A 17846-nucleotide genomic window follows, 5' to 3' on the forward strand; every position below is an offset into this window, starting at 1 on the left:
GGCGTCTACAGCACGTAGACAAACAGGAACAGCGCCACCCACACCGCGTCCACAAAGTGCCAGTACCAACTGGCCGCCTGAAAGCCGAATTGATGTTCGGCGTTGAAATGCCCGCGCGCGATACGCACCAGCATCACCAACAGAATCAGGGTGCCGATGGTGACGTGGGCGCCATGGAATCCGGTGAGCATAAAGAAGGTCGCGCCATACACCCCTGAGCCGAGCGTCAGCCCCAGCTCTTTATAAGCGTGAATGTATTCCTCGGCCTGAAAGCCCAAAAAAGCGATGCCCAGCACCACGGTCAGGCCCAGCCAGGCTTTCAATGCACCACGCTGGCCCTTGTTCAACGCATGGTGGGCGAGGGTGAGGGTGACGCTGGAACTGACCAGCAATACCGTGTTCAGCAGCGGCAAGCCCCATGGGTTGATGATGTCTTTGGGCGCCGGGTAAAGCACCGGATCAGGGGTGTTCAGCAATGGCCAGGCGAACTGAAAATTGGGCCACAGCATGTGTGCCAGCCCCTTGCTGCCCTCACCGCCCAGCCACGGGCCCGAGAAATGGCGCACGTAAAACAGCGCGCCAAAAAACGCCGCAAAAAACATCACTTCCGAAAAAATGAACCACGTCATGCCCCAGCGAAACGAACGGTCCAGTTGCGGGCTGTACAGCCCGGCGCGGCTCTCTTTAATCACCGCGCCGAACCAGCCGACCATCATGTAGGCCACCAGCAGGCTGCCGACAAAAAAGATTAGCGGTCCATGGGATTCAGGGCGCGTGGCCTTGAGGTCGTTGAACCACGTGGCCAGCCCCCACACCGTGACCAGCAGGCCGACCGTGGCAATGATCGGCCACTTGCTCTGCGCCGGGACATAGTAGTGATCGTGAGTTGCCATGGAGCGTTCTCCTTATCGGGCTGGCCGTTGAGCGTCATTGCCAGCAGCGGCAACGGGCGGATGGCGCGCAGTGATATCGAACAGCGTGTAGGCCAGCGTCAGGTGTTTCACGTCCTTGGGCATGTCGCGGTCGACGATAAAACGCAGGGGCATTTCGATGCGCTGTCCCGCTTGCAGCACTTGCTGGGTGAAACAGAAACATTCGGTCTTGTGGAAGTACTGCGCCGCCTCGGCCGGGGAAATACTCGGCACCGCCTGGGCCGACATCGGGTGGTCAGACGGGTTGGACGCCACAAACACCATCTCGTACACGCCGCCGGGGTTGACCACTAACTGATCGCCCTTTGGGTAAAACTCCCACACCATGCCCAGGTTGTTGGTGGCCAGAAACTGCACCCGCACCTGCCGCCCGGTGTCCACCACCTGCGCGCCCTCATACTGCCCGGCGGTCTTGCCGTTAATGCCGAAGGCTTTGCACATCACGTCGTAGAGCGGCACCAGGGCAAAGCCGAAGGCAAACATCACCACCACCATCAGCAACAGGCGCATGACCAGGCGCTTGATCGATGTTGAGTCAGCCATGAATCCTCCTGACCCTCTGCCGGCCCTCCCGAAGAGGGTTGGGGTGAGGGCACCGGCTCACTTGATTTCAGGGGGAGTCGTAAAGGTGTGATACGGCGCGGGCGAAGGCACGCTCCATTCCAGACCTTCGGCACCGTCCCACGGTTTGGCAGGCGCTTTGGGCCCGCCGCGAATGCACTTGATGACGATGAACAGGAACAGCAACTGCGTAGCGCCAAACATGAACCCACCGATCGACGACACCATGTTGAAGTCGGCAAATTGCAGGTTGTAGTCAGGAATCCGACGCGGCATACCGGCCAGTCCCACGAAGTGCATCGGGAAGAACGTCAGGTTCATGCCCACGAAGGACAGCCAAAAATGCAGCCTGCCGAGGGTTTCGTCGTACATATGCCCGGTCCACTTCGGCAACCAGTAATAGGTCGAGGCGAAAATGCCGAAGATGGCGCCCGGCACCAGCACGTAGTGGAAGTGCGCCACCACGAAATAGGTGTCGTGGTACTGGAAGTCCGCCGGGGCAATGGCCAGCATCAGCCCGGAAAACCCGCCGATGGTGAACAGAATCACAAACGCCACGGCAAACAGCATCGGCGTCTCGAACGTCAGCGAGCCTTGCCACATGGTGCTGGCCCAGTTGAAGACTTTGACCCCGGTGGGCACGGCGATCAGCAACGTGGCGTACATGAAGAACAACTCGCCCACCAGCGGAATGCCCACCACAAACATGTGGTGCGCCCAGACGATGAAGGACAGGAAGGCGATGCTGGCCGTGGCGTAGACCATTGAGGTGTAACCGAACAGCGGTTTGCGCGAGAAGGTCGGGATGATGGCACTGATCGCGCCGAAGGCCGGCAGGATCATGATGTACACCTCGGGATGACCGAAGAACCAGAACACATGCTGGAACAGCACCGGGTCCCCGCCGCCGGCCGCGCTGAAAAAGCTGGTGCCGAAATGGATGTCCATCAACATCATGGTGACCACGCCTGCCAGCACCGGCATCACGGCGATCAGCAGGAACGCGGTAATCAGCCAGGTCCAGACAAACAGCGGCATTTTCATCAACGTCATGCCGGGCGCACGCAGGTTAAGGATGGTGGCGATCACGTTGATCGCGCCCATGATCGAACTGATGCCCATCAGATGGATGGCAAAGATGAAGTACGTCACGCTCTCGGGTGCATAAGTGGTGGACAAGGGGGCGTAGAAGGTCCAGCCAAAATTCGGCCCGCCCCCGGCCATGAACAAGGTCGACACCAGCATCAGAAACGCCGCCGGCAGCAGCCAGAAACTGAAGTTGTTCATGCGCGGCAAGGCCATGTCGGGCGCGCCGATCATCAGCGGAATCATCCAGTTGGCCAACCCGACGAACGCGGGCATCACCGCGCCAAATACCATGATCAGGCCGTGCAGGGTGGTCATCTGGTTAAAGAACGCCGGCTCGACGATCTGTAAGCCCGGCTGGAACAGTTCGGCACGGATGACCATCGCGAATGAGCCACCGAGCAAAAACATGCAGAAACTGAACCACAGGTACAGGGTGCCGATGTCTTTGTGGTTGGTGGTCAGCACCCAGCGCATCAAGCCTTTGGCCGGGCCGTGAGCGTGGTCGTCCGCGTGCCCGTGGTCGTCGATAACAGCACTCATGTCCTGACTCCTTGCGCGCACATCAATGAGCGGCTCATTTGCCTTGCGCCTGTTTCAGCGCGAGCACGTCTTTGGGGGTGACCATGTCGCCCTTGTTGTTGCCCCACGCGTTGCGTTCGTACGTCACCACCGCCGCGATGTCGACTTCCGACAGTTGCTTGCCGAAGGCGGCCATGGCCGTGCCCGGCTTGCCGAAATACACGCGATGCAGGTGATCGGCGGCGGGGCCGGTGGCAATCGAAGAGCCCTTGAGCGCCGGGAACATCGGCGGCAACCCTTGGCCTTCGGCCTGGTGACAGGCGACGCAAGCGGTGTGGTAGACCTTGTCACCCCGAGCGACCAACTCGTCGAGAGTCCACTCCTTGCTGGTCAGTTCTTTAAGCTGCGCAGCCTGTGCTTTGCGTTCGGCCAGCCAGGCGTCGTAGTCAGGCCGGGTTTTGACATCCACCACAATCGGCATGAAGCCATGGTCCTTGCCGCACAACTCGGCGCATTGCCCCCGATAAACGCCGGGCTTTTCAACGCGGGTCCAGGCCTCGTTGATAAACCCCGGAATGGCGTCGCGCTTGACCGCGAACGCGGGCACCCACCACGAGTGGATGACGTCGGCCGAGGTCACCAGAAAGCGCACTTTGGCGCCAATCGGCAGCACCAGCGGCTCATCGACTTCGAGCAGGTAATGTTCGTCCTTGGGGGCTTTGTTATGGATTTGATCGGCGGGGGTGGCCAGGTTGCTGAAGAACTCGACGTCTTGACCCAGGTATTTGTAATGCCATTTCCACTGATAGCCCGTGACCTGGATATCGACATCCGAATCACTGCTGTCGTAGATGTTGATCAGGGTTTTGGTGGCGGGCACCGCCATCGCCACAAGGATAAGAAAGGGCACGACCGTCCAGAGGATTTCAACCGTGGTGCTCTCGTGGAACTTGGCTGCTTGCTGGCCCGTGGAACGCCGGTGAACGATCATTGACCAGAACATGGCGCCAAACACGATGAGGCCGATCACCACACAGATCCAGAAAATGGTCATGTGCAGGTTGAAGACCGCCTGGCTGACCTCATTCGCGCCGGGCGTCATGTTCACGGTCCAGGCGGCCTGCGCCTGGCTGAAAACGGACCACAACAGCAGGCCCATCCATAGGTTTGGATGTCGCTTCATTGCGGGTTCCCCTTTATTTTTCTTGTTATTGCGCCGGTCTATACCTGCGTTACAAGGGGGCGGTTTTCAAACCAGTGAACCTTGACCGCCGAGCCTCGCCTGCTCAGGCAGTCGGGCATCATCAGAAAACGTTTACAAAATCGAGTATAGCCAGCGCCTTCAACCCCGCAACGCGCTGGCTGAAAACTGTAAAAAACTGACCCCAACGACAAATGGCACTCACTGCCCGCTCACAAAATGAATAACAATACGCGCCCTCTGAAAAAGGCCCTCTGATTCACGGGGCCATTTTTCAACGATATTCCCTGTCTAGTGTCTCCCTGGAGTTCCCATGAACACCGCCGCCATCCGCGAGCAGATCTTGTGTGCCCAAGAACATGAGGCCGATACGGGCCTGCTCGCTCGCCAACTGGAAACCAAACTGCCGCACCTTCACACCGCCATCCGTGTGCCTGAAGAAGACCACCCTAAAAATCTGGTGATGACCCGTTTTGTCAGCGCCTACATCGATCAAGTGCCTGACTTGCTGGAGGCGGCCAATGAAGTCGCGCGCGAAGCGGGCATCGAGTCGCAGATCACGCCGGTGCTGAAAATTGCCGAACAGTTTTTCGTTCAGCCGCCAGCCGTGATGAACGGACACGTCGGTCTGGAAGGTTTGCTGGATGAAGCGTATCTGGCCCACCGCCTGGTGGAAGAGGTCAACGACCTCTATATCAAGCATTTCAACCAGCCGCTGATCCCGCTGGACACCACGGTGGCCAATGTAATCGCCCACCACTTGATTGGTGAAACCTTTGCCAATCAGTTGGATGAAGTGGTTCACCACGCGGTTGATTGCATGCTGGACGACGAATGTTTCACGCTGGAATCGGTGGAAGCCTACCGCGACAAACTCACCAGCCCGGACACCGGCGCTGCCTGGAAGCGCTGGCCGTGCCTGTCCAAACAGTTGGGTGTCGGTTTGAATTTGTAAGCTGACACCTGTCGCACGGGCTCAATGACGTGCGACGGCGCCGCCGCCGAATCAGCCTCTGGTGTTCGGCGGCGACGCTGGGCAACGGTTAGAACCGCGCCTTGGGCGTTGCACTCGGGATCGGGTTGGTCCCGTCGAGCGGCAGGAAAGCGCCTTTATCGGCGTCATACGCTTTGATCTGGCTGGTTTCGATGTCATACACCCAGCCATGAATGAACAAATGCCCGCTGGCCATGCGCGAAGCCACTGACGGGTGCGTGCGCAAATGCTGCAACTGAGCGATGACGTTTTCTTCGGTCAGTACGTGCATGCTTTCGGCTTCATTGGCGCAGTTGCAGTTGTCCTGCACCATGGTTTTAGCGACTTCCACGTGATGCAACCAGGCGCGTACCGTCGGCATTTTTTTCAAACTGGCCGGGTTCAGCACCGCGCGCATCGCGCCACAGTCCGAGTGGCCGCAAATAATGATGTGCTGCACACCCAAGGCCAGAACGGCGTATTCGATGGCGGTTGAAACACCACCGTTCATCTGACCGTACGGCGGAACAACGTTGCCCACGTTACGGGTCACAAACAGATCGCCCGGCGCGCTTTGGGTAATCAATTCAGGCACGATCCGCGAATCCGCACAGGCAATGAACATTGCCCGCGGACGTTGTGCGGTGGCGAGCTTTTTAAAGAAGGCTTCTTGTTCAGGAAAAATTTCGTGATGGAAATGCAAAAAGCCATCAACGATATGGTGCAAGGCTGCGTCGGCGCTTTCAGCGGGTGAAGGGCCAGTGGCCGAAGCAGCAGGCTGCGGTTTTTGTTTATCACTCATCGCGTATTCCCCAAGGCAAAGTGGCACCGGATGTTACCTGAACTCAAATCGGGGCTCTACGCCAAACCGGCGCATGGCCCCGACGATTGCGGGTCATTGTTCCAGCGCTTTGGCCGCATCATCGAGTTCGAGTTCACTGAACACTTGCACGCCAGCCTCACTCAGTAGCGCGGCCGTCACGCCCTGACCGGCCACTTTGGTTGCGCTGAAACTGCCATCGTAGGTTAGCCGGTTGCCGCATGAAGGGCTGTTGGCCTTGAGAATCGCCACGCGGATGCCGTGTTTTTGCACCAGTGCCAGCGCTTGCCGGGCGCCCGATACAAAGGCCTCGGTGACATCGTCGCCGTCTGTCGTTATCACCGCAACCTTGCCGCTGAGGACTTCAATGCCCTGGCCTCCGGGAATTTCGGCCGCCGCGCGCGGCGTGGGCAAACCGCCCGCGACCTCAGGACAAAGTGCAATCACCCGGCCTTGCGCTTGCCACTCCAGCAGTTGCGGATACGGGCCGCTGGCGCCTGCGTCATACCGCACGCGATGCCCCAGCAAGCAGCGGCTGACCAGCACTTTGGACTTCACAGCACGATCTCTGTGGGACGACGCCGGAACCAGCCCGTCAATGACAAGCGGTCACGGGTCGCGGGCATCACTTCATGCGGAACTTCACCCGACAGGAACACCACCAGACAACCGCCCGTCGGCAGCACATCGTATTCGCCGCGGTCATTGAGGTACATGCGCAGGTGTCCACCATGCTCGGGCAACCACGCCTGATTGAGGTACACCACGGCCGACACCATGCGCCGGTCGTCATCGCGAAAACGGTCCAGATGCTTGAGGTAAAACGCGCCGGGCGGGTACATCGCGAAGTGGCTTTCGAAGTCCTCCAGGCCCAAAAAAAGCCTGCGGTTCATGGCGACTCGCAGGCTTTCCATCAAGCCGAGATAACTGTCACAGGCCAGCGCTTCTCCGGGCTCCAGCCATTGAATGTGGTCCCCGCGGATCCCCTCGCGGACCTCCTGATTCAGCCCGCGCCCGACCGCAGCCGGGGTCAGTTCCCCTTCGGCCGAACGTTTGCGGCACTCAGCCGCCAACTCAAGGGTCAAAGCCTCGGGCAGGAAGATGTTTTGCTGTGACCATCCCTGTGCGTACAGGTCGTCGACAATGCGCAGTAATAGCGGGTGATCAGAGGATATGTGCATGGCGCGCATAGTATCCATACGCCTCAAAATCTGACAGAGCCATATAGCGGTGTTCCACGAAAAAATACCGCTCGCACTTTAAAAGCCCTTTGGACCAGACGAATTCTCGACAAGTCCTACGCCACACCCGGACAATAGCGACTTGTTGACAGGAGTCCTTCATGCGCCGCTTGGTTTTATCGTTGCTTATTTTTTGTTCATTACCCGCATGGTCAGACAGCCTGGATGATTTGTACAAGGTCGCTGGCTGGTCGGATCAACGGGCGCATTTCAATGACGCGCTGACGGCAGCCCAAGAACGCTATCGCAGCAATTTGCCGCCCGCTGTGTATCAAGCCCTGGTCAACAACAGCAGTCAGCGTTTCGACCCGCAAGCCATGGACACCCGCGCCAAGGATCAGATGCGCAAGCATCTGCCCGAACCGGCCCCGGCACTGGCTTTTTTCCAGTCCGAGCTGGGGCGCAAGATTGTCGCGGCCGAGCTGCTGGCCACGCGTCGCGACCAGTTGGCCCAGCACGCCCAAGGTTTGCCGCGCATCGAAGCCAGCGCCACCCGCCAATTGTTGATTAATCATTTGTCCAACGCCTTGCCGGCGCGCGAAGCAGGGGCGGAAGTCAGCCTCGCGATTGCGGGCGTGGCGGCAGACAGCCTGAGCTCGATGATCCCGGGACTGCTCGGCGGCGGTCAGGCCCAAGGCATGCTCAACGGTCAGCGCCAGCGGCTGATGGAGCAGATCGGCGGCGAGCTGGATAACACGTTGCTCTATGTGTACCGCGACTTGTCCGATCCCGAGCTCGAAGAATTCGTCACTTTTGCAGAGTCGCCGGAAGGCAAAGCGTATTACCAGGCCGCCTTGAGCGCCGTGCGCGCCGGGCTGGCGGTCGGGCAGAGCACCTCAAATCTGGCGCCGTAACCTTACGGGTTACGCGTCGAAGTGCTGGTCCAGAAACGCGAAATAGCGATCGCGTATGTCATCCGTTTCATTGGCCAAATGATGGCGGGCGCCGGGTAGCAACAACACGTGCGGCTGATGGAATTTGCTTTTGAGCACCTGCAGGTTGTGTCGCCAATCCACTGTTTTGTCCGCGTCGCCCTGAATGATCAGCGGCTGACGCGCGCTGGGTGTTGCGCCTTCAATGCGCGGGATCCAGCGGGCCAGCGCACCGACCCAGGCGGTCGGTAAACGCAGCGGCTGCAACGGATCGGCCTGCAAAAACGGCATGAAATCAGGGTTATTGGTGTTTTCACTGAAACGCCGGGCAATGCCTTTGACGAACGGCCGCAGCAGGTAATAGCTGAATTTGGACCAATGCCAGTCCTTGGGCCGTACCAACGGGGCCATCAATATCGCCTGCCCTTGTGCCGGGCTGCTGTCGCCCTGCCGCAACACATGATCCAGCACGATCGCGCCGCCGGTGCTTTGCCCGTACAGGTGCCACGGCTGAGGCAGCGACAGTGATTGCGCCTCAATGAACAGGCCCTGCAAGGCTTCCTGATACTGATAAAAATCCCCGATGCTGGCCCGCTCGCCACTGGACAGGCCGTGCCCCGGCAAGTCGCAGGCAATGACCGCAAAACCCCGATTGAGCCCCCATTCAATGATGTGGCGGTACAACCCCATGTGGTCGTAAAAACCGTGTATCACGAATAGCGTGCCCACTGGCGCAGCCTCCGGCCACCACACTTGGCTGACCAGGTCGTAGCCCGCCGCACTGTAGCGCCCCAGTTGCCGCTTCACGGGCGTGGCGCGAAGAGGGAAGTCCAGCCCGTAAAACCGTTGGTACGCCAACCCCTCACTCGATATCGGGCCCTCTGCGGCCAAGGGCTGCAAACTGGCGCGCAAGGTATCGGGGGAAAACGGGGCAGGCATAAGGGGTTCCAGGCAGGGCGCGTGTGCGCAAAACAGGCTTTATAGACCGTCGATATTCTTCTGTCAGGTCAAGCATGGCAAGCTACGCGGCCTTCGAGGACCTAATTTGATGCCTGTGCCCACTTTCAAAACCCTGCTTGCCTGCGTGCTGATCGGTGTCTGTGCGGCCGGATTATGGGCCGCTTATGACTGGTTTCAAGGCCAGTACATTCGTCCCTTCAGTGAGCAGACCGCGCTGTTCGCCGGGGATGTGCTGAGCCTGCCCGCCGAGCTGTCCGGGCCGGGCCCGATCCGCGTGGTGCATTTCTGGGACCCGGCCTGCCCGTGCAATGTCGGCAATCAGCAGCACTTGAGCGAACTGTTGGCGCATTACGTGCCACTGGGCATTGAGTTTTATGCGGTGCAAAAATCAGGCACTCAAGGCCAACTGCCCGAGAGCCTCGGCGCGATCAAACCCCTCGCCCAACTGCCCGGCGCCGAACACGTGAGCGCCAGCCCTGCCGTCGCCATCTGGGACCACAGTGGTCAACTGGCGTACTTCGGTCCTTACAGCGAAGGGGCCACCTGTAACGCCAGCAACAGTTTTATCGAGCCGATCCTGCAAGCGCTGAGCACCGGTCGTCCGGTAAAAGCCACGCACACCATGGCTGTGGGCTGTTATTGCCCGTGGCAGGCCGATCACGTCGCCCCGTGATGGCGTTTTAACGAACAGGAGCTCGCCCATGAAACGTAGCCTGACTGTCATCGCCCTTATCGTCGCCTCCGTGGCCGGGGGTGGTGTCTGGTACGTGCAGAGCAAATTGCCCACGCGTCAGGGGCAGGTTGAGCTGCCCACACTGCAAGAGCCCGTCACCGTGCGTTACGACGAGCGCGGCGTGCCGCACATCCGCGCGGGCAATCAGCTGGATATGTACCGGGCGCTGGGGTATGTGCAGGCACAGGATCGGCTGTTCCAGATGGAAATCATGCGCCGCCTGGCCCGGGGTGAACTGGCTGAAGTGTTGGGCCCTAAACTAGTGGACACCGACAAACTGTTTCGCAGCCTGCGCATTCGCGAGCGAGCGGCCAGTTATGTCAGTGAACTGGATCAACAATCGCCCGCCTGGCAGGCGCTGCAAGCGTATCTGGACGGTATTAATCAATACCAGGCCACCCACGCCACACCCGTGGAGTTCGATCTGCTGGGCATCACGCCCCGCGCGTTTACTGCCGAAGACACCATCAGCGTCTCCGGTTATATGGCCTACAGCTTTGCGGCCGCTTTCCGTACCGAGCCGCTTCTGACCTATGTGCGCGATCAACTGGGCAGCGATTACTTGAAGGTCTTTGACCTCGACTGGCAACCCAAAGGGGTCTTGCCCCCGACGCTGGCGGCCAATGACTGGAAATCCCTCGGCGCACTGGCGCAGCTCAGCGATAGCGCCTTGAGTCAGGCCGGGTTGCCGCAATTTGAAGGCAGCAATGCCTGGGTCGTGTCAGGCAGACGCACGCAAAGCGGTAAGCCGCTGCTGGCGGGCGATCCGCACATCCGCTTTTCAGTGCCGTCGGTGTGGTACGAAGCGCAGCTGTCGGCCCCTGATTTTGACCTGTACGGCTATCACCAGGCGCTGGTGCCGTTCGCGTTTCTGGGCAACAACCGCGCGTTCGGCTGGAGCCTGACGATGTTCCAGAACGATGACTTGGACTTGATTGCCGAGAAGACCAACCCTGCCAACCCGAATCAGGTCTGGTATCAGGGCCAATGGGTCGACATGACCCGCACCGAACAGGAAATTGCCGTCAAGGGCCAGGCCCCCGTGACGCTGGTACTGCGTCAGTCGCCACACGGGCCGATCATCAACGACGTGCTGGGTGGCATCGCTGGCAATACGCCCATCGCCATGTGGTGGGGCTTTCTGGAAACCAAAAACCCGATTCTGGAAGGTTTTTACCGGCTCAACCGCGCGGACACGGTCAGCAAAGCGCGTCAGGCCGCGACGTACATCCACTCGCCGGGGCTCAATGTGGTCTGGGCCAATGCCTCAGGCAACATCGGCTGGTGGGCCGCCGCGCAATTGCCCAAACGTGCGGCCGGGGTGAACCCGGCGTTCATTCTGGATGGCAGCACCGCGCAGGCCGACAAGCCCGGGTTTTACCCGTTCAGCGCCAACCCGCAGGAAGTGAACCCGCCACGTGGCTATATCGTGTCGGCCAACTTCCAGCCGGTCTCACCCGCCGGCATTGAGATTGCGGGCTATTACAACCTGGCGGACCGCGGCCAGCAGCTCGATCGACAGCTAAGCGCCCCCGGTGTGAAGTGGAACCTGAAAAACAGTCAGGCGCTGCAACTGGGCACCACCACAGGTTATGGGCCGCGCGTGCTCACCGCCCTGCTGCCGGTACTGCGCAAGGTGGTGAGCGACCCGGCCGAACTCAAACTGGTGGAGCAACTGGCGCAGTGGCAAGGCGACTACCCGCTGGAGTCCACCAGTGCCACGCTGTTCAATCAATTGCTGTTCAGCCTGGCCGATGCCGCGATGCAGGATGAGTTGGGCGATGCCTTCTTCGACATTCTGCTGACCACCCGGTTGGTGGATGAAGCGCTACCTCGCCTGATTGCCAATCCGGCATCGCCGTGGTGGGACAATCGCCACACACTGGCCAAAGAGTCGCGGGCCGACACGGTGCTGGTCGCCTGGCAAAACAGCATCACTGCGCTCAAAGCCACCTTGGGGGACGATCCCGCGCACTGGCAGTGGGGACGGGCGCACACGCTGACCCAAGAACACCCGCTGGGCAAACAGAAGCCGCTGGACTGGCTGCTCAACGTCGGCCCGTTCGACGCGCCGGGGAGCCATGAAGTGCCCAATAACCTGTCGGCCAAACTCGGGCCGGCGCCGTGGCCGGTGAGTTACGGCCCGTCCACGCGGCGTTTGATCGATTTCGCAGACCCGACCCACACCCTGACCATCAACCCGGTGGGCCAGAGCGGGGTGCCGTTCGACAAGCACTATAAGGATCAGGCGCAAAGCTACATTGAAGGCCAGTACGACAAACCGTACCTGGAAGAAGCCGATGTGCAGCTCAACACCCGTAGCACCTTGCGCTTGATGCCCCAGCCGTAAGCGCTGATCTGACCAGGGTCAGGCCAGGGCGTAGTTGAGGACGATGCCGACGAAGATTGCCAACCCGGCCCAGTGGTTGTGCAAGAAGGCCTTGAAGCAACGCTGCGGATCGCGGTCGCGGGTGTACCAGAACTCCCACACGAAGCAGCCCGCAGCCACCAGCAGACCCAGGTGGAACCAGCCGCCCAACTCAAAATGCGTCCCGGCCAGCCACAAGCAACCCAGCGCCAGGCCTTGCAGGCTGAGGTTGATCACGCGATCCGCATCACCGAACAGGATGGCGGTGGATTTGACACCGATTTTCAGGTCGTCTTCACGGTCAGTCATGGCGTAGTAGGTGTCGTAGGCCACGGTCCAGAGCAGATTGGCGATGTACAGCAACCAGGCCGCCGCAGGCAGGCTGCCGGTTTCGGCCGTGAACGCCATCGGCATGCCCCACGAGAACGCAGCACCGAGCACCACTTGCGGGTAATAGGTGTAGCGCTTCATGAACGGGTAGCTGGCCGCCAATGCCAGGCCCCCGAAGGACAGCCAGATGGTGGTCGCATTGGTGCACAGCACCAGCAGGAAGCTGACCCCCATGAGCAGGGCAAAAAACACCAATGCTTCTTTACTGCTGATTTTTCCGCTCACCAAAGGGCGTTGTTCAGTGCGTTTGACGTGGCCGTCGACCTTGCGGTCTGCAAAGTCGTTAATCACGCAGCCACCGGCCCGGGTCAGGATAACGCCGAAGACGAAAATCAGCAGGTTGCTCAGGGAGGGCACCCCTTTAGCGGCAATCCACAGCGCCCACAGGGTGGGCCACAACAGCAGGTAAATGCCGATGGGTTTGTCCATGCGCGTCAGCTGGATGAAGTCCCATGCGCGGGGGTTCAGGCGATTGAGAGATTTGAGCAAACGCACGTACATCAGTTGGTCTCCGGCCGGGCACTCACTGCGGCCCACAGGTTGGGTAAAAACACTTCAGCCACCAGCACACTCAACGACCCGCGCATAAAACGTGAGCGCCGCGCCCACAGGTTGTCGGTGCGGTCGGCGTCCGGCAACCAGTCCCGAGGGTAGCGGCACACCTGCAACGGGCCACGCTCGAACGCCTGATCGCTGAACAACAACTCGCCCAGCGAACGCGTGCCCAGCGCGTCCATATTCAAACCACCCGCTTCAAGGGCGGACTTGGACGCCACACTGCGGGCAAACACCCACGGCACCTGATGCCCGCGTAAACACACTTCACGCACCCAGCCCAGACTGCCAGCGGGCAACTCCAGGACGCGGCATTCGTCCTCGCGCAGGGTTTGCCAGCCTTCAAACAGTGGCGACACGCTGAAGTGGTCATTCGACACAGCAGTGAGGCGGCGGGTCAGGGAGCCTTCATCGAACAACCAGTCGAGGGTGAGGGCGTCGGGCAGGGCGCCAAGCTGACTTTGCTCAAGCCAGACGGGGGAGATCAACGGGGAAGTCATGTGCGGCACAGTCGGTCATAATTGGCAGCCATTGAGGGCGCCGAGCTTATCACGCTGCCCTTGCCCTGAGCGCTTGAGTACCGATTGGTCGTCATCAGGCTTGCATCTGCGGCGTGCGATCAGTACAAAACGCCCTGATTTCACCTAGCACCACGTGCCGTTGTTAAGAAACCGTGGGCTTGTCTAAGCCTGAACCCGAGGAAATCCCCATGAAAAAGTGGCAATGCATCGTCTGTGGACTGATTTATAACGAAGCCGATGGCTGGCCGGATGACGGCATTGCGCCCGGCACCCTGTGGCAAGACGTGCCCGAAGACTGGCTGTGCCCGGACTGCGGCGTCGGCAAACTGGATTTCGAGATGATCGAAATCAACTGATCCTTTTTTGAGTTTGACCCCTATGGAGAATGGAATGAACGCACCTGTCGTGATCGTGGGCACCGGGCTGGCCGGCTACAACCTGGCTCGGGAGTTTCGCAAACTGGACAGCGAAACCCCACTGTTGTTAATCACGGCCGATGACGGGCGCTCCTACTCCAAGCCCATGCTCTCCACCGGTTTTGGCAAAAACAAAGAAGCCGACGGCCTGAGCATGGCCATGCCGGGCGCGATGGCCGAGCAACTCAAGGCCCAAGTGCGCACCCATACGCGCATCAGCGGCATCGACCCCGGCCATAAACAATTGTGGATCGGTGAAGAAGCCGTCCCGTATCGCGACCTGATTCTGGCGTGGGGCGCGCAGACGGTGCAGGTGCCGGTAGAAGGTGACGCTCAGGACGCGATTTTCCCGATCAACGATCTGGAAGACTACGCACGCTTTCGCGCCGCGGCTGCGGGCAAGCGCCGTGTGCTGATATTGGGCGCCGGTCTGATTGGCTGCGAATTTGCCAATGACCTGATCGCTGGCGGCTATGAAGTGGACCTGGTCGCCCCGTGCGAACAAATCATGCCCACCCTGCTGCACCCGGCTGCCGCCACGGCGGTGAAAACAGCCCTCGAAGGGCTCGGCGCACGCTTTCACCTCGGGCCGGTGCTGACCCGCCTGCAACGGACTGAGGACGGGCTGCACGCACAGCTGTCCGACGGCAGCGTCATCTCGTGCGACGTGGTGGTGTCCGCCATCGGTTTGCGCCCGCGCATCGACTTGGCGGCGGCTGCCGGGATTCGGGTCAATCGCGGGATCGAAGTGGATCGCCTGCTCAAAACCTCCCACGCCAACATTTTCGCGCTCGGGGACTGCGCCGAGGTGGAAGGCCTGAGCTTGCTGTACGTGATGCCGTTGATGAGCTGCGCCCGCGCGCTCGCACAAACCCTGGCGGGCAACCCGACGGCCGTCAGCTACGGCGCCATGCCGATCACCGTCAAAACGCCGGTGTGCCCCTTGGTGGTCTCGCCTGTACCCCGTGGCTGCGAAGGCGTGTGGTCGGTTGAAGGCGCTGGCGCTGATATCAAGGCGCTGTGCCGCGATGCTGATGGCAAATTGCTGGGCTATGCACTGACAGGCGAAGCCGTTCGCGAGAAATTGGCGCTCAACAAAGAGCTGCCTGCGCTTTTGGCGTAAATGCTGCGAATTCTGTCGCATATGCCTTTGCCTTGGGGCAACAAAGGCCGGATCGATGCTGGCGTCGGCTTTGGCCGCATGCCATTCTCACACCGGTCTGCCGCAGCGTAGAGCCTGCGGCGCCTTAGGCGTTGCTCCACAGAGAGCAGCACGGACATAACAACAAAAAACCGTCAAAGAGGCTTCATCATGCGTAAACCAGATCTCGCCGCCGCCATCGCTGAAAAGGCTGACCTCACCAAAGAACAAGCCAACCGTGTCCTGAATGCGGTACTGGAAGAAATCACCGGCGCCCTGCATCGCAAAGACACCGTCACGCTGGTCGGTTTCGGTACGTTCCTGCAGCGCCATCGCGGCGCCCGTACCGGTCAAAACCCGCAAACGGGCCAGCCGGTCACGATCAAAGCCAGCAACACGGTTGCATTCAAGCCTGGCAAATTCCTGAAAGACAGCGTCAACCCTTAGTCTTCGCCCGGCCATTAGCTGCACCTGGCCATGAAGAATGGGCACGCTGGCCCGGCCAGTCGCCCATTCTTGATAGACAATGAGACAATCGTGCGGCCATAAGTGGCAAAATCTCGCCTATCTACGCCTATCCCTACAGATATATGGCGTTCCCTGAGCAAATCGCTACACTGCGCCGGCCATTTATTTTTCCCTGAGGCCGCGTAGATGAAATTTCGTTTTTTGCTCTGGATGCTGGGCTTCCTGATGAGCAAGGCCAGCCGTAAAAACCCCGCGTTCCAGCAGCAACTGGTGGACAAGGATCTGGTGTTCCAGCTGCAAACCCTCGATGGCAAGGTTGCCCGTCACTTCAAGGTCAAAAACCAACGCATCACCAGCCACGCCGGGCTGTACCCGGAACCGGCTTTTGCGATTGCGTTCAAGGATGCGGCGTACGGGTTTGCGACCCTGCAGGCCAAGAACAAGCAATTGGCATTCATGACCGGGATTCAGGACAAATCGATTCAGATCAAGGGTAATCCGGCACAGGTGATCTGGTTTCAGGGCCTGACCAAATACCTCAAACCGCGCAAAAAACCAAAAGCCCAGTGAATCCTGACCCTCTCCCGCCGGGAGAGGGCATTGAGTGGCGTGGCGGCTTTACGCCTGACTGAACTGCGCTGCCAGCTCACGCAGCAGCACCTCAGCCTCCAGCACTTTGCTGACCACGTCTTCGGCTTTCTCGCGCGTCACGCCAAGGCTTTCAAACAACGCGTCCGGCAGCGGCTCATAAGGCCCGTGACCGATGCTTCGGCTACGCAACAGGCCAACGGCCACACACACCAGATTCGGATACTGGGCATGTTCCCCGGTGTAATGCGGGTCGTGCTGGAAGCGCAGCGCGGTCGCCAACTCGTCAGGCATGTCCCAGTAACGCATCAGCCAGGCGCCGATTTGCTCGCGCGTAATGCCCAGCAAATGGTGTTCGACAAGGCTGTGGCTGACGTGAGGGTTCACTTCCAGATGCCGGCAAATCAGCGAAAAGTGTGGCGGAAACACGTGCGCCAACAGCAGATAACCGAAGTTGTGCAGCAAACCCGCCAGATAGGTCAGACCGGTTTCAGGGCGGCCGGCCCGGGGCATGGCGCGGGTCAACCCTTCAATGACCGCCGCCGTGTAAATCGACTGCTGCCAGTAAGGCGTGCTCGATTGCGGATGGTCCTTGGGCAAGCTCAGGGTTTTGCCCAAGGCCAGACCTAACGCCAGATTAATCACCAGGTCAAAACCCAGTACCCGCACGATGGCATCTTCTACGGAGCGAATCTTGCCCGGCGACGCGTAGTACGGCGACGCCGCCCAGCTCATTACTTGAGCCGCCAGCGCCGGGTCGGTTTCGACAACCCCGGTGATGTCGTCGATGGTGGCGTTGGGATCGACGCGCAAGCGGATGATTTTGCGTGCGGTTTCGGCCAGCGGTGGAATCTCGATGGTGGCTTCCAGCCGCTGCTGGATGCGGCGCGCCGTAAACGCATGCACCGCCTCAGTGATGGCTTCGCTGTCGTCATCGGGCCGATCAAGGTTGAGTTTGATCCCCGCCAGCGGTTCGGCAAAACGGCCCGCGCTGGCTTTGGTCAGCATGCTTTTGAAGTCCTCTTGCGAGATCTCCAGCAACAGGCCCGACTCCCCGGCATTAATCAGCAGCAGCGGCTGTTGCAGCAGTTGCTCTTCATACAGACAAGGCGAACTGGTGAGCGCCGGCAACCCCGGCAACAACGTCAGTTCGTGTTTGCCGAGCATGCGTTCCAGCGCGGCCGGAGCCACAGCCGTCATGCGCCGACCGGTCAGTTCCGCCAAACGGTTGAGGTCGAGCAAATGGCTCTGCGGGAACAGCACCATGAGTGCACCGACCGAATCATCGAGCAGTGCGGCTTGGACCTTGCGGGCGGGATTCAGGCCGGGGTGGTCAATGACTTCCCGGTATGGGATGGCCAACTCGCCGAGCAATTCCCGGATAACGGAGGGTGTGCTCGGGGAGGTTGGGGCGCTGGCGACTTCAGTCATGATGTGTGTCCGGTTCTTACAACTCGAATGTGGTTATTAGGCAGTTAATCGGCCGCTGATCTATTTA

The 17846-nt window shown here is 60.0% G+C and carries 19 protein-coding genes; 8 read left to right on the top strand and 11 right to left on the bottom strand.

From position 1 onward, the window contains the following. Window positions 1-5: 5 nt before the first annotated feature. Genes TU74_RS03530 through coxB form a run of 4 tightly spaced genes read right to left on the bottom strand, consistent with a single transcriptional unit; the run spans window position 6 to window position 4284 of the window. A complete protein-coding gene (locus tag TU74_RS03530; RefSeq protein WP_048375143.1) occupies window positions 6-893 on the bottom strand; it encodes a cytochrome c oxidase subunit 3 in 888 nt (295 codons plus the stop codon). 12 nt (window positions 894-905) lie between these two features. Then, the gene (locus tag TU74_RS03535) at window positions 906-1475 is read right to left on the bottom strand and encodes a cytochrome c oxidase assembly protein (protein WP_048375145.1); all 570 of its coding nucleotides are present in this window, start codon (window positions 1473-1475) and stop codon (window positions 906-908) included. 57 nt (window positions 1476-1532) lie between these two features. Continuing rightward, entirely contained in the window at window positions 1533-3122 is a 1590-nt protein-coding gene (gene ctaD / locus TU74_RS03540) for a cytochrome c oxidase subunit I (RefSeq protein ID WP_047278696.1), read from the bottom strand. 34 nt (window positions 3123-3156) lie between these two features. After that, the gene (gene coxB, locus TU74_RS03545) at window positions 3157-4284 is read right to left on the bottom strand and encodes a cytochrome c oxidase subunit II (protein WP_048375147.1); all 1128 of its coding nucleotides are present in this window, start codon (window positions 4282-4284) and stop codon (window positions 3157-3159) included. 331 nt (window positions 4285-4615) lie between these two features. Between coxB and TU74_RS03550 the strand changes: the two genes are divergently transcribed. Beyond that, a complete protein-coding gene (locus tag TU74_RS03550) occupies window positions 4616-5257 on the top strand; it encodes a hypothetical protein (protein ID WP_047296350.1) in 642 nt (213 codons plus the stop codon). Window positions 5258-5345: 88 nt separating this feature from the next. Here the strand turns inward: TU74_RS03550 and TU74_RS03555 are convergent, their stop codons facing one another. From TU74_RS03555 to TU74_RS03565, 3 genes are all read right to left on the bottom strand, one after another. Then, a complete protein-coding gene (locus TU74_RS03555) occupies window positions 5346-6077 on the bottom strand; it encodes a carbonic anhydrase (protein WP_047278703.1) in 732 nt (243 codons plus the stop codon). 93 nt (window positions 6078-6170) lie between these two features. After that, window positions 6171-6653: a 2-thiouracil desulfurase family protein gene (locus TU74_RS03560; protein WP_047296351.1), complete on the bottom strand. Its 483-nt coding sequence runs from the start codon at window positions 6651-6653 to the stop codon at window positions 6171-6173. Beyond that, entirely contained in the window at window positions 6650-7285 is a 636-nt protein-coding gene (locus TU74_RS03565) for a 2OG-Fe(II) oxygenase (protein WP_047296352.1), read from the bottom strand. Before TU74_RS03565 ends, TU74_RS03560 begins: the two co-directional genes overlap by 4 nt. 152 nt (window positions 7286-7437) lie before the next feature. On the opposite strand from TU74_RS03565, the gene TU74_RS03570 reads away from it, so the two are divergent. Then, window positions 7438-8190 carry a DUF2059 domain-containing protein gene (locus TU74_RS03570; RefSeq protein ID WP_047296353.1) on the top strand — a complete coding sequence of 251 codons (753 nt, stop codon included), beginning with the start codon at window positions 7438-7440 and terminating at the stop codon, window positions 8188-8190. Window positions 8191-8199: 9 nt separating this feature from the next. Here TU74_RS03570 and bipL read toward each other — a convergent pair whose 3' ends face one another. Continuing rightward, a complete protein-coding gene (gene bipL, locus TU74_RS03575) occupies window positions 8200-9147 on the bottom strand; it encodes a phospholipase BipL (protein WP_047296356.1) in 948 nt (315 codons plus the stop codon). A gap of 109 nt (window positions 9148-9256) precedes the next feature. Here bipL and TU74_RS03580 point away from each other — a divergent pair, with 109 nt between their 5' ends. After that, window positions 9257-9841, top strand: a complete 585-nt coding sequence (locus TU74_RS03580) for a DUF6436 domain-containing protein (protein WP_048375148.1) — start codon at window positions 9257-9259, stop codon at window positions 9839-9841. Window positions 9842-9869: 28 nt separating this feature from the next. Beyond that, window positions 9870-12251 (top strand): penicillin acylase family protein, encoded by a 2382-nt coding sequence (locus TU74_RS03585; protein WP_048375150.1) that lies wholly within the window; start codon window positions 9870-9872, stop codon window positions 12249-12251. 18 nt (window positions 12252-12269) lie between these two features. On the opposite strand, the gene ubiA is transcribed toward TU74_RS03585, so the two are convergent. Next, window positions 12270-13160, bottom strand: a complete 891-nt coding sequence (gene ubiA, locus TU74_RS03590) for a 4-hydroxybenzoate octaprenyltransferase (protein ID WP_047278716.1) — start codon at window positions 13158-13160, stop codon at window positions 12270-12272. Then, the gene (locus TU74_RS03595; RefSeq protein WP_164488084.1) at window positions 13160-13714 is read right to left on the bottom strand and encodes a chorismate--pyruvate lyase family protein; all 555 of its coding nucleotides are present in this window, start codon (window positions 13712-13714) and stop codon (window positions 13160-13162) included. The genes ubiA and TU74_RS03595 overlap by 1 nt, the downstream gene beginning before the upstream one ends. 209 nt (window positions 13715-13923) lie before the next feature. Between TU74_RS03595 and TU74_RS03600 the strand changes: the two genes are divergently transcribed. The 4 genes from TU74_RS03600 to TU74_RS03615 all read left to right on the top strand — a co-directional run bounded on the left by TU74_RS03600 (window position 13924) and on the right by TU74_RS03615 (window position 16330). Then, entirely contained in the window at window positions 13924-14091 is a 168-nt protein-coding gene (locus TU74_RS03600; protein WP_041071620.1) for a rubredoxin, read from the top strand. A 34-nt stretch (window positions 14092-14125) separates the two neighbouring features. Continuing rightward, complete coding sequence (locus TU74_RS03605; RefSeq protein ID WP_047296364.1) at window positions 14126-15274, top strand: NAD(P)/FAD-dependent oxidoreductase; 1149 nt, start codon at window positions 14126-14128, stop codon at window positions 15272-15274. 189 nt (window positions 15275-15463) lie between these two features. Continuing rightward, complete coding sequence (locus TU74_RS03610; protein ID WP_047278724.1) at window positions 15464-15739, top strand: HU family DNA-binding protein; 276 nt, start codon at window positions 15464-15466, stop codon at window positions 15737-15739. A 207-nt stretch (window positions 15740-15946) separates the two neighbouring features. Next, window positions 15947-16330, top strand: coding sequence for a hypothetical protein (locus TU74_RS03615; protein ID WP_047278726.1), 384 nt, complete (start codon window positions 15947-15949; stop codon window positions 16328-16330). A gap of 48 nt (window positions 16331-16378) precedes the next feature. Here the strand turns inward: TU74_RS03615 and TU74_RS03620 are convergent, their stop codons facing one another. Then, window positions 16379-17779 (bottom strand): aminoacyl-tRNA deacylase and HDOD domain-containing protein, encoded by a 1401-nt coding sequence (locus TU74_RS03620; protein ID WP_047279564.1) that lies wholly within the window; start codon window positions 17777-17779, stop codon window positions 16379-16381. Between the last annotated feature and the right edge of the window lie 67 nt (window positions 17780-17846).

Source organism: Pseudomonas lundensis, assembly GCF_001042985.1.
In the GTDB taxonomy this organism is placed as follows: domain Bacteria; phylum Pseudomonadota; class Gammaproteobacteria; order Pseudomonadales; family Pseudomonadaceae; genus Aquipseudomonas; species Aquipseudomonas lundensis.

Excerpts from the sequence above, each read along its gene's own strand:
- TU74_RS03530 (WP_048375143.1), bottom strand. The coding sequence starts at position 893 with ATGGCAACTCACGATCACTACTATGTCCCGGCGCAGAGCAAGTGGCCG.
- TU74_RS03535 (WP_048375145.1), bottom strand. The coding sequence starts at position 1,475 with ATGGCTGACTCAACATCGATCAAGCGCCTGGTCATGCGCCTGTTGCTG.
- ctaD (WP_047278696.1), bottom strand. The coding sequence starts at position 3,122 with ATGAGTGCTGTTATCGACGACCACGGGCACGCGGACGACCACGCTCAC.
- coxB (WP_048375147.1), bottom strand. The coding sequence starts at position 4,284 with ATGAAGCGACATCCAAACCTATGGATGGGCCTGCTGTTGTGGTCCGTT.
- TU74_RS03550 (WP_047296350.1), top strand. The coding sequence starts at position 4,616 with ATGAACACCGCCGCCATCCGCGAGCAGATCTTGTGTGCCCAAGAACAT.
- TU74_RS03555 (WP_047278703.1), bottom strand. The coding sequence starts at position 6,077 with ATGAGTGATAAACAAAAACCGCAGCCTGCTGCTTCGGCCACTGGCCCT.
- TU74_RS03565 (WP_047296352.1), bottom strand. The coding sequence starts at position 7,285 with ATGCGCGCCATGCACATATCCTCTGATCACCCGCTATTACTGCGCATT.
- TU74_RS03570 (WP_047296353.1), top strand. The coding sequence starts at position 7,438 with ATGCGCCGCTTGGTTTTATCGTTGCTTATTTTTTGTTCATTACCCGCA.
- bipL (WP_047296356.1), bottom strand. The coding sequence starts at position 9,147 with ATGCCTGCCCCGTTTTCCCCCGATACCTTGCGCGCCAGTTTGCAGCCC.
- TU74_RS03580 (WP_048375148.1), top strand. The coding sequence starts at position 9,257 with ATGCCTGTGCCCACTTTCAAAACCCTGCTTGCCTGCGTGCTGATCGGT.
- TU74_RS03585 (WP_048375150.1), top strand. The coding sequence starts at position 9,870 with ATGAAACGTAGCCTGACTGTCATCGCCCTTATCGTCGCCTCCGTGGCC.
- ubiA (WP_047278716.1), bottom strand. The coding sequence starts at position 13,160 with ATGTACGTGCGTTTGCTCAAATCTCTCAATCGCCTGAACCCCCGCGCA.
- TU74_RS03595 (WP_164488084.1), bottom strand. The coding sequence starts at position 13,714 with ATGACTTCCCCGTTGATCTCCCCCGTCTGGCTTGAGCAAAGTCAGCTT.
- TU74_RS03600 (WP_041071620.1), top strand. The coding sequence starts at position 13,924 with ATGAAAAAGTGGCAATGCATCGTCTGTGGACTGATTTATAACGAAGCC.
- TU74_RS03605 (WP_047296364.1), top strand. The coding sequence starts at position 14,126 with ATGAACGCACCTGTCGTGATCGTGGGCACCGGGCTGGCCGGCTACAAC.
- TU74_RS03610 (WP_047278724.1), top strand. The coding sequence starts at position 15,464 with ATGCGTAAACCAGATCTCGCCGCCGCCATCGCTGAAAAGGCTGACCTC.
- TU74_RS03615 (WP_047278726.1), top strand. The coding sequence starts at position 15,947 with ATGAAATTTCGTTTTTTGCTCTGGATGCTGGGCTTCCTGATGAGCAAG.
- TU74_RS03620 (WP_047279564.1), bottom strand. The coding sequence starts at position 17,779 with ATGACTGAAGTCGCCAGCGCCCCAACCTCCCCGAGCACACCCTCCGTT.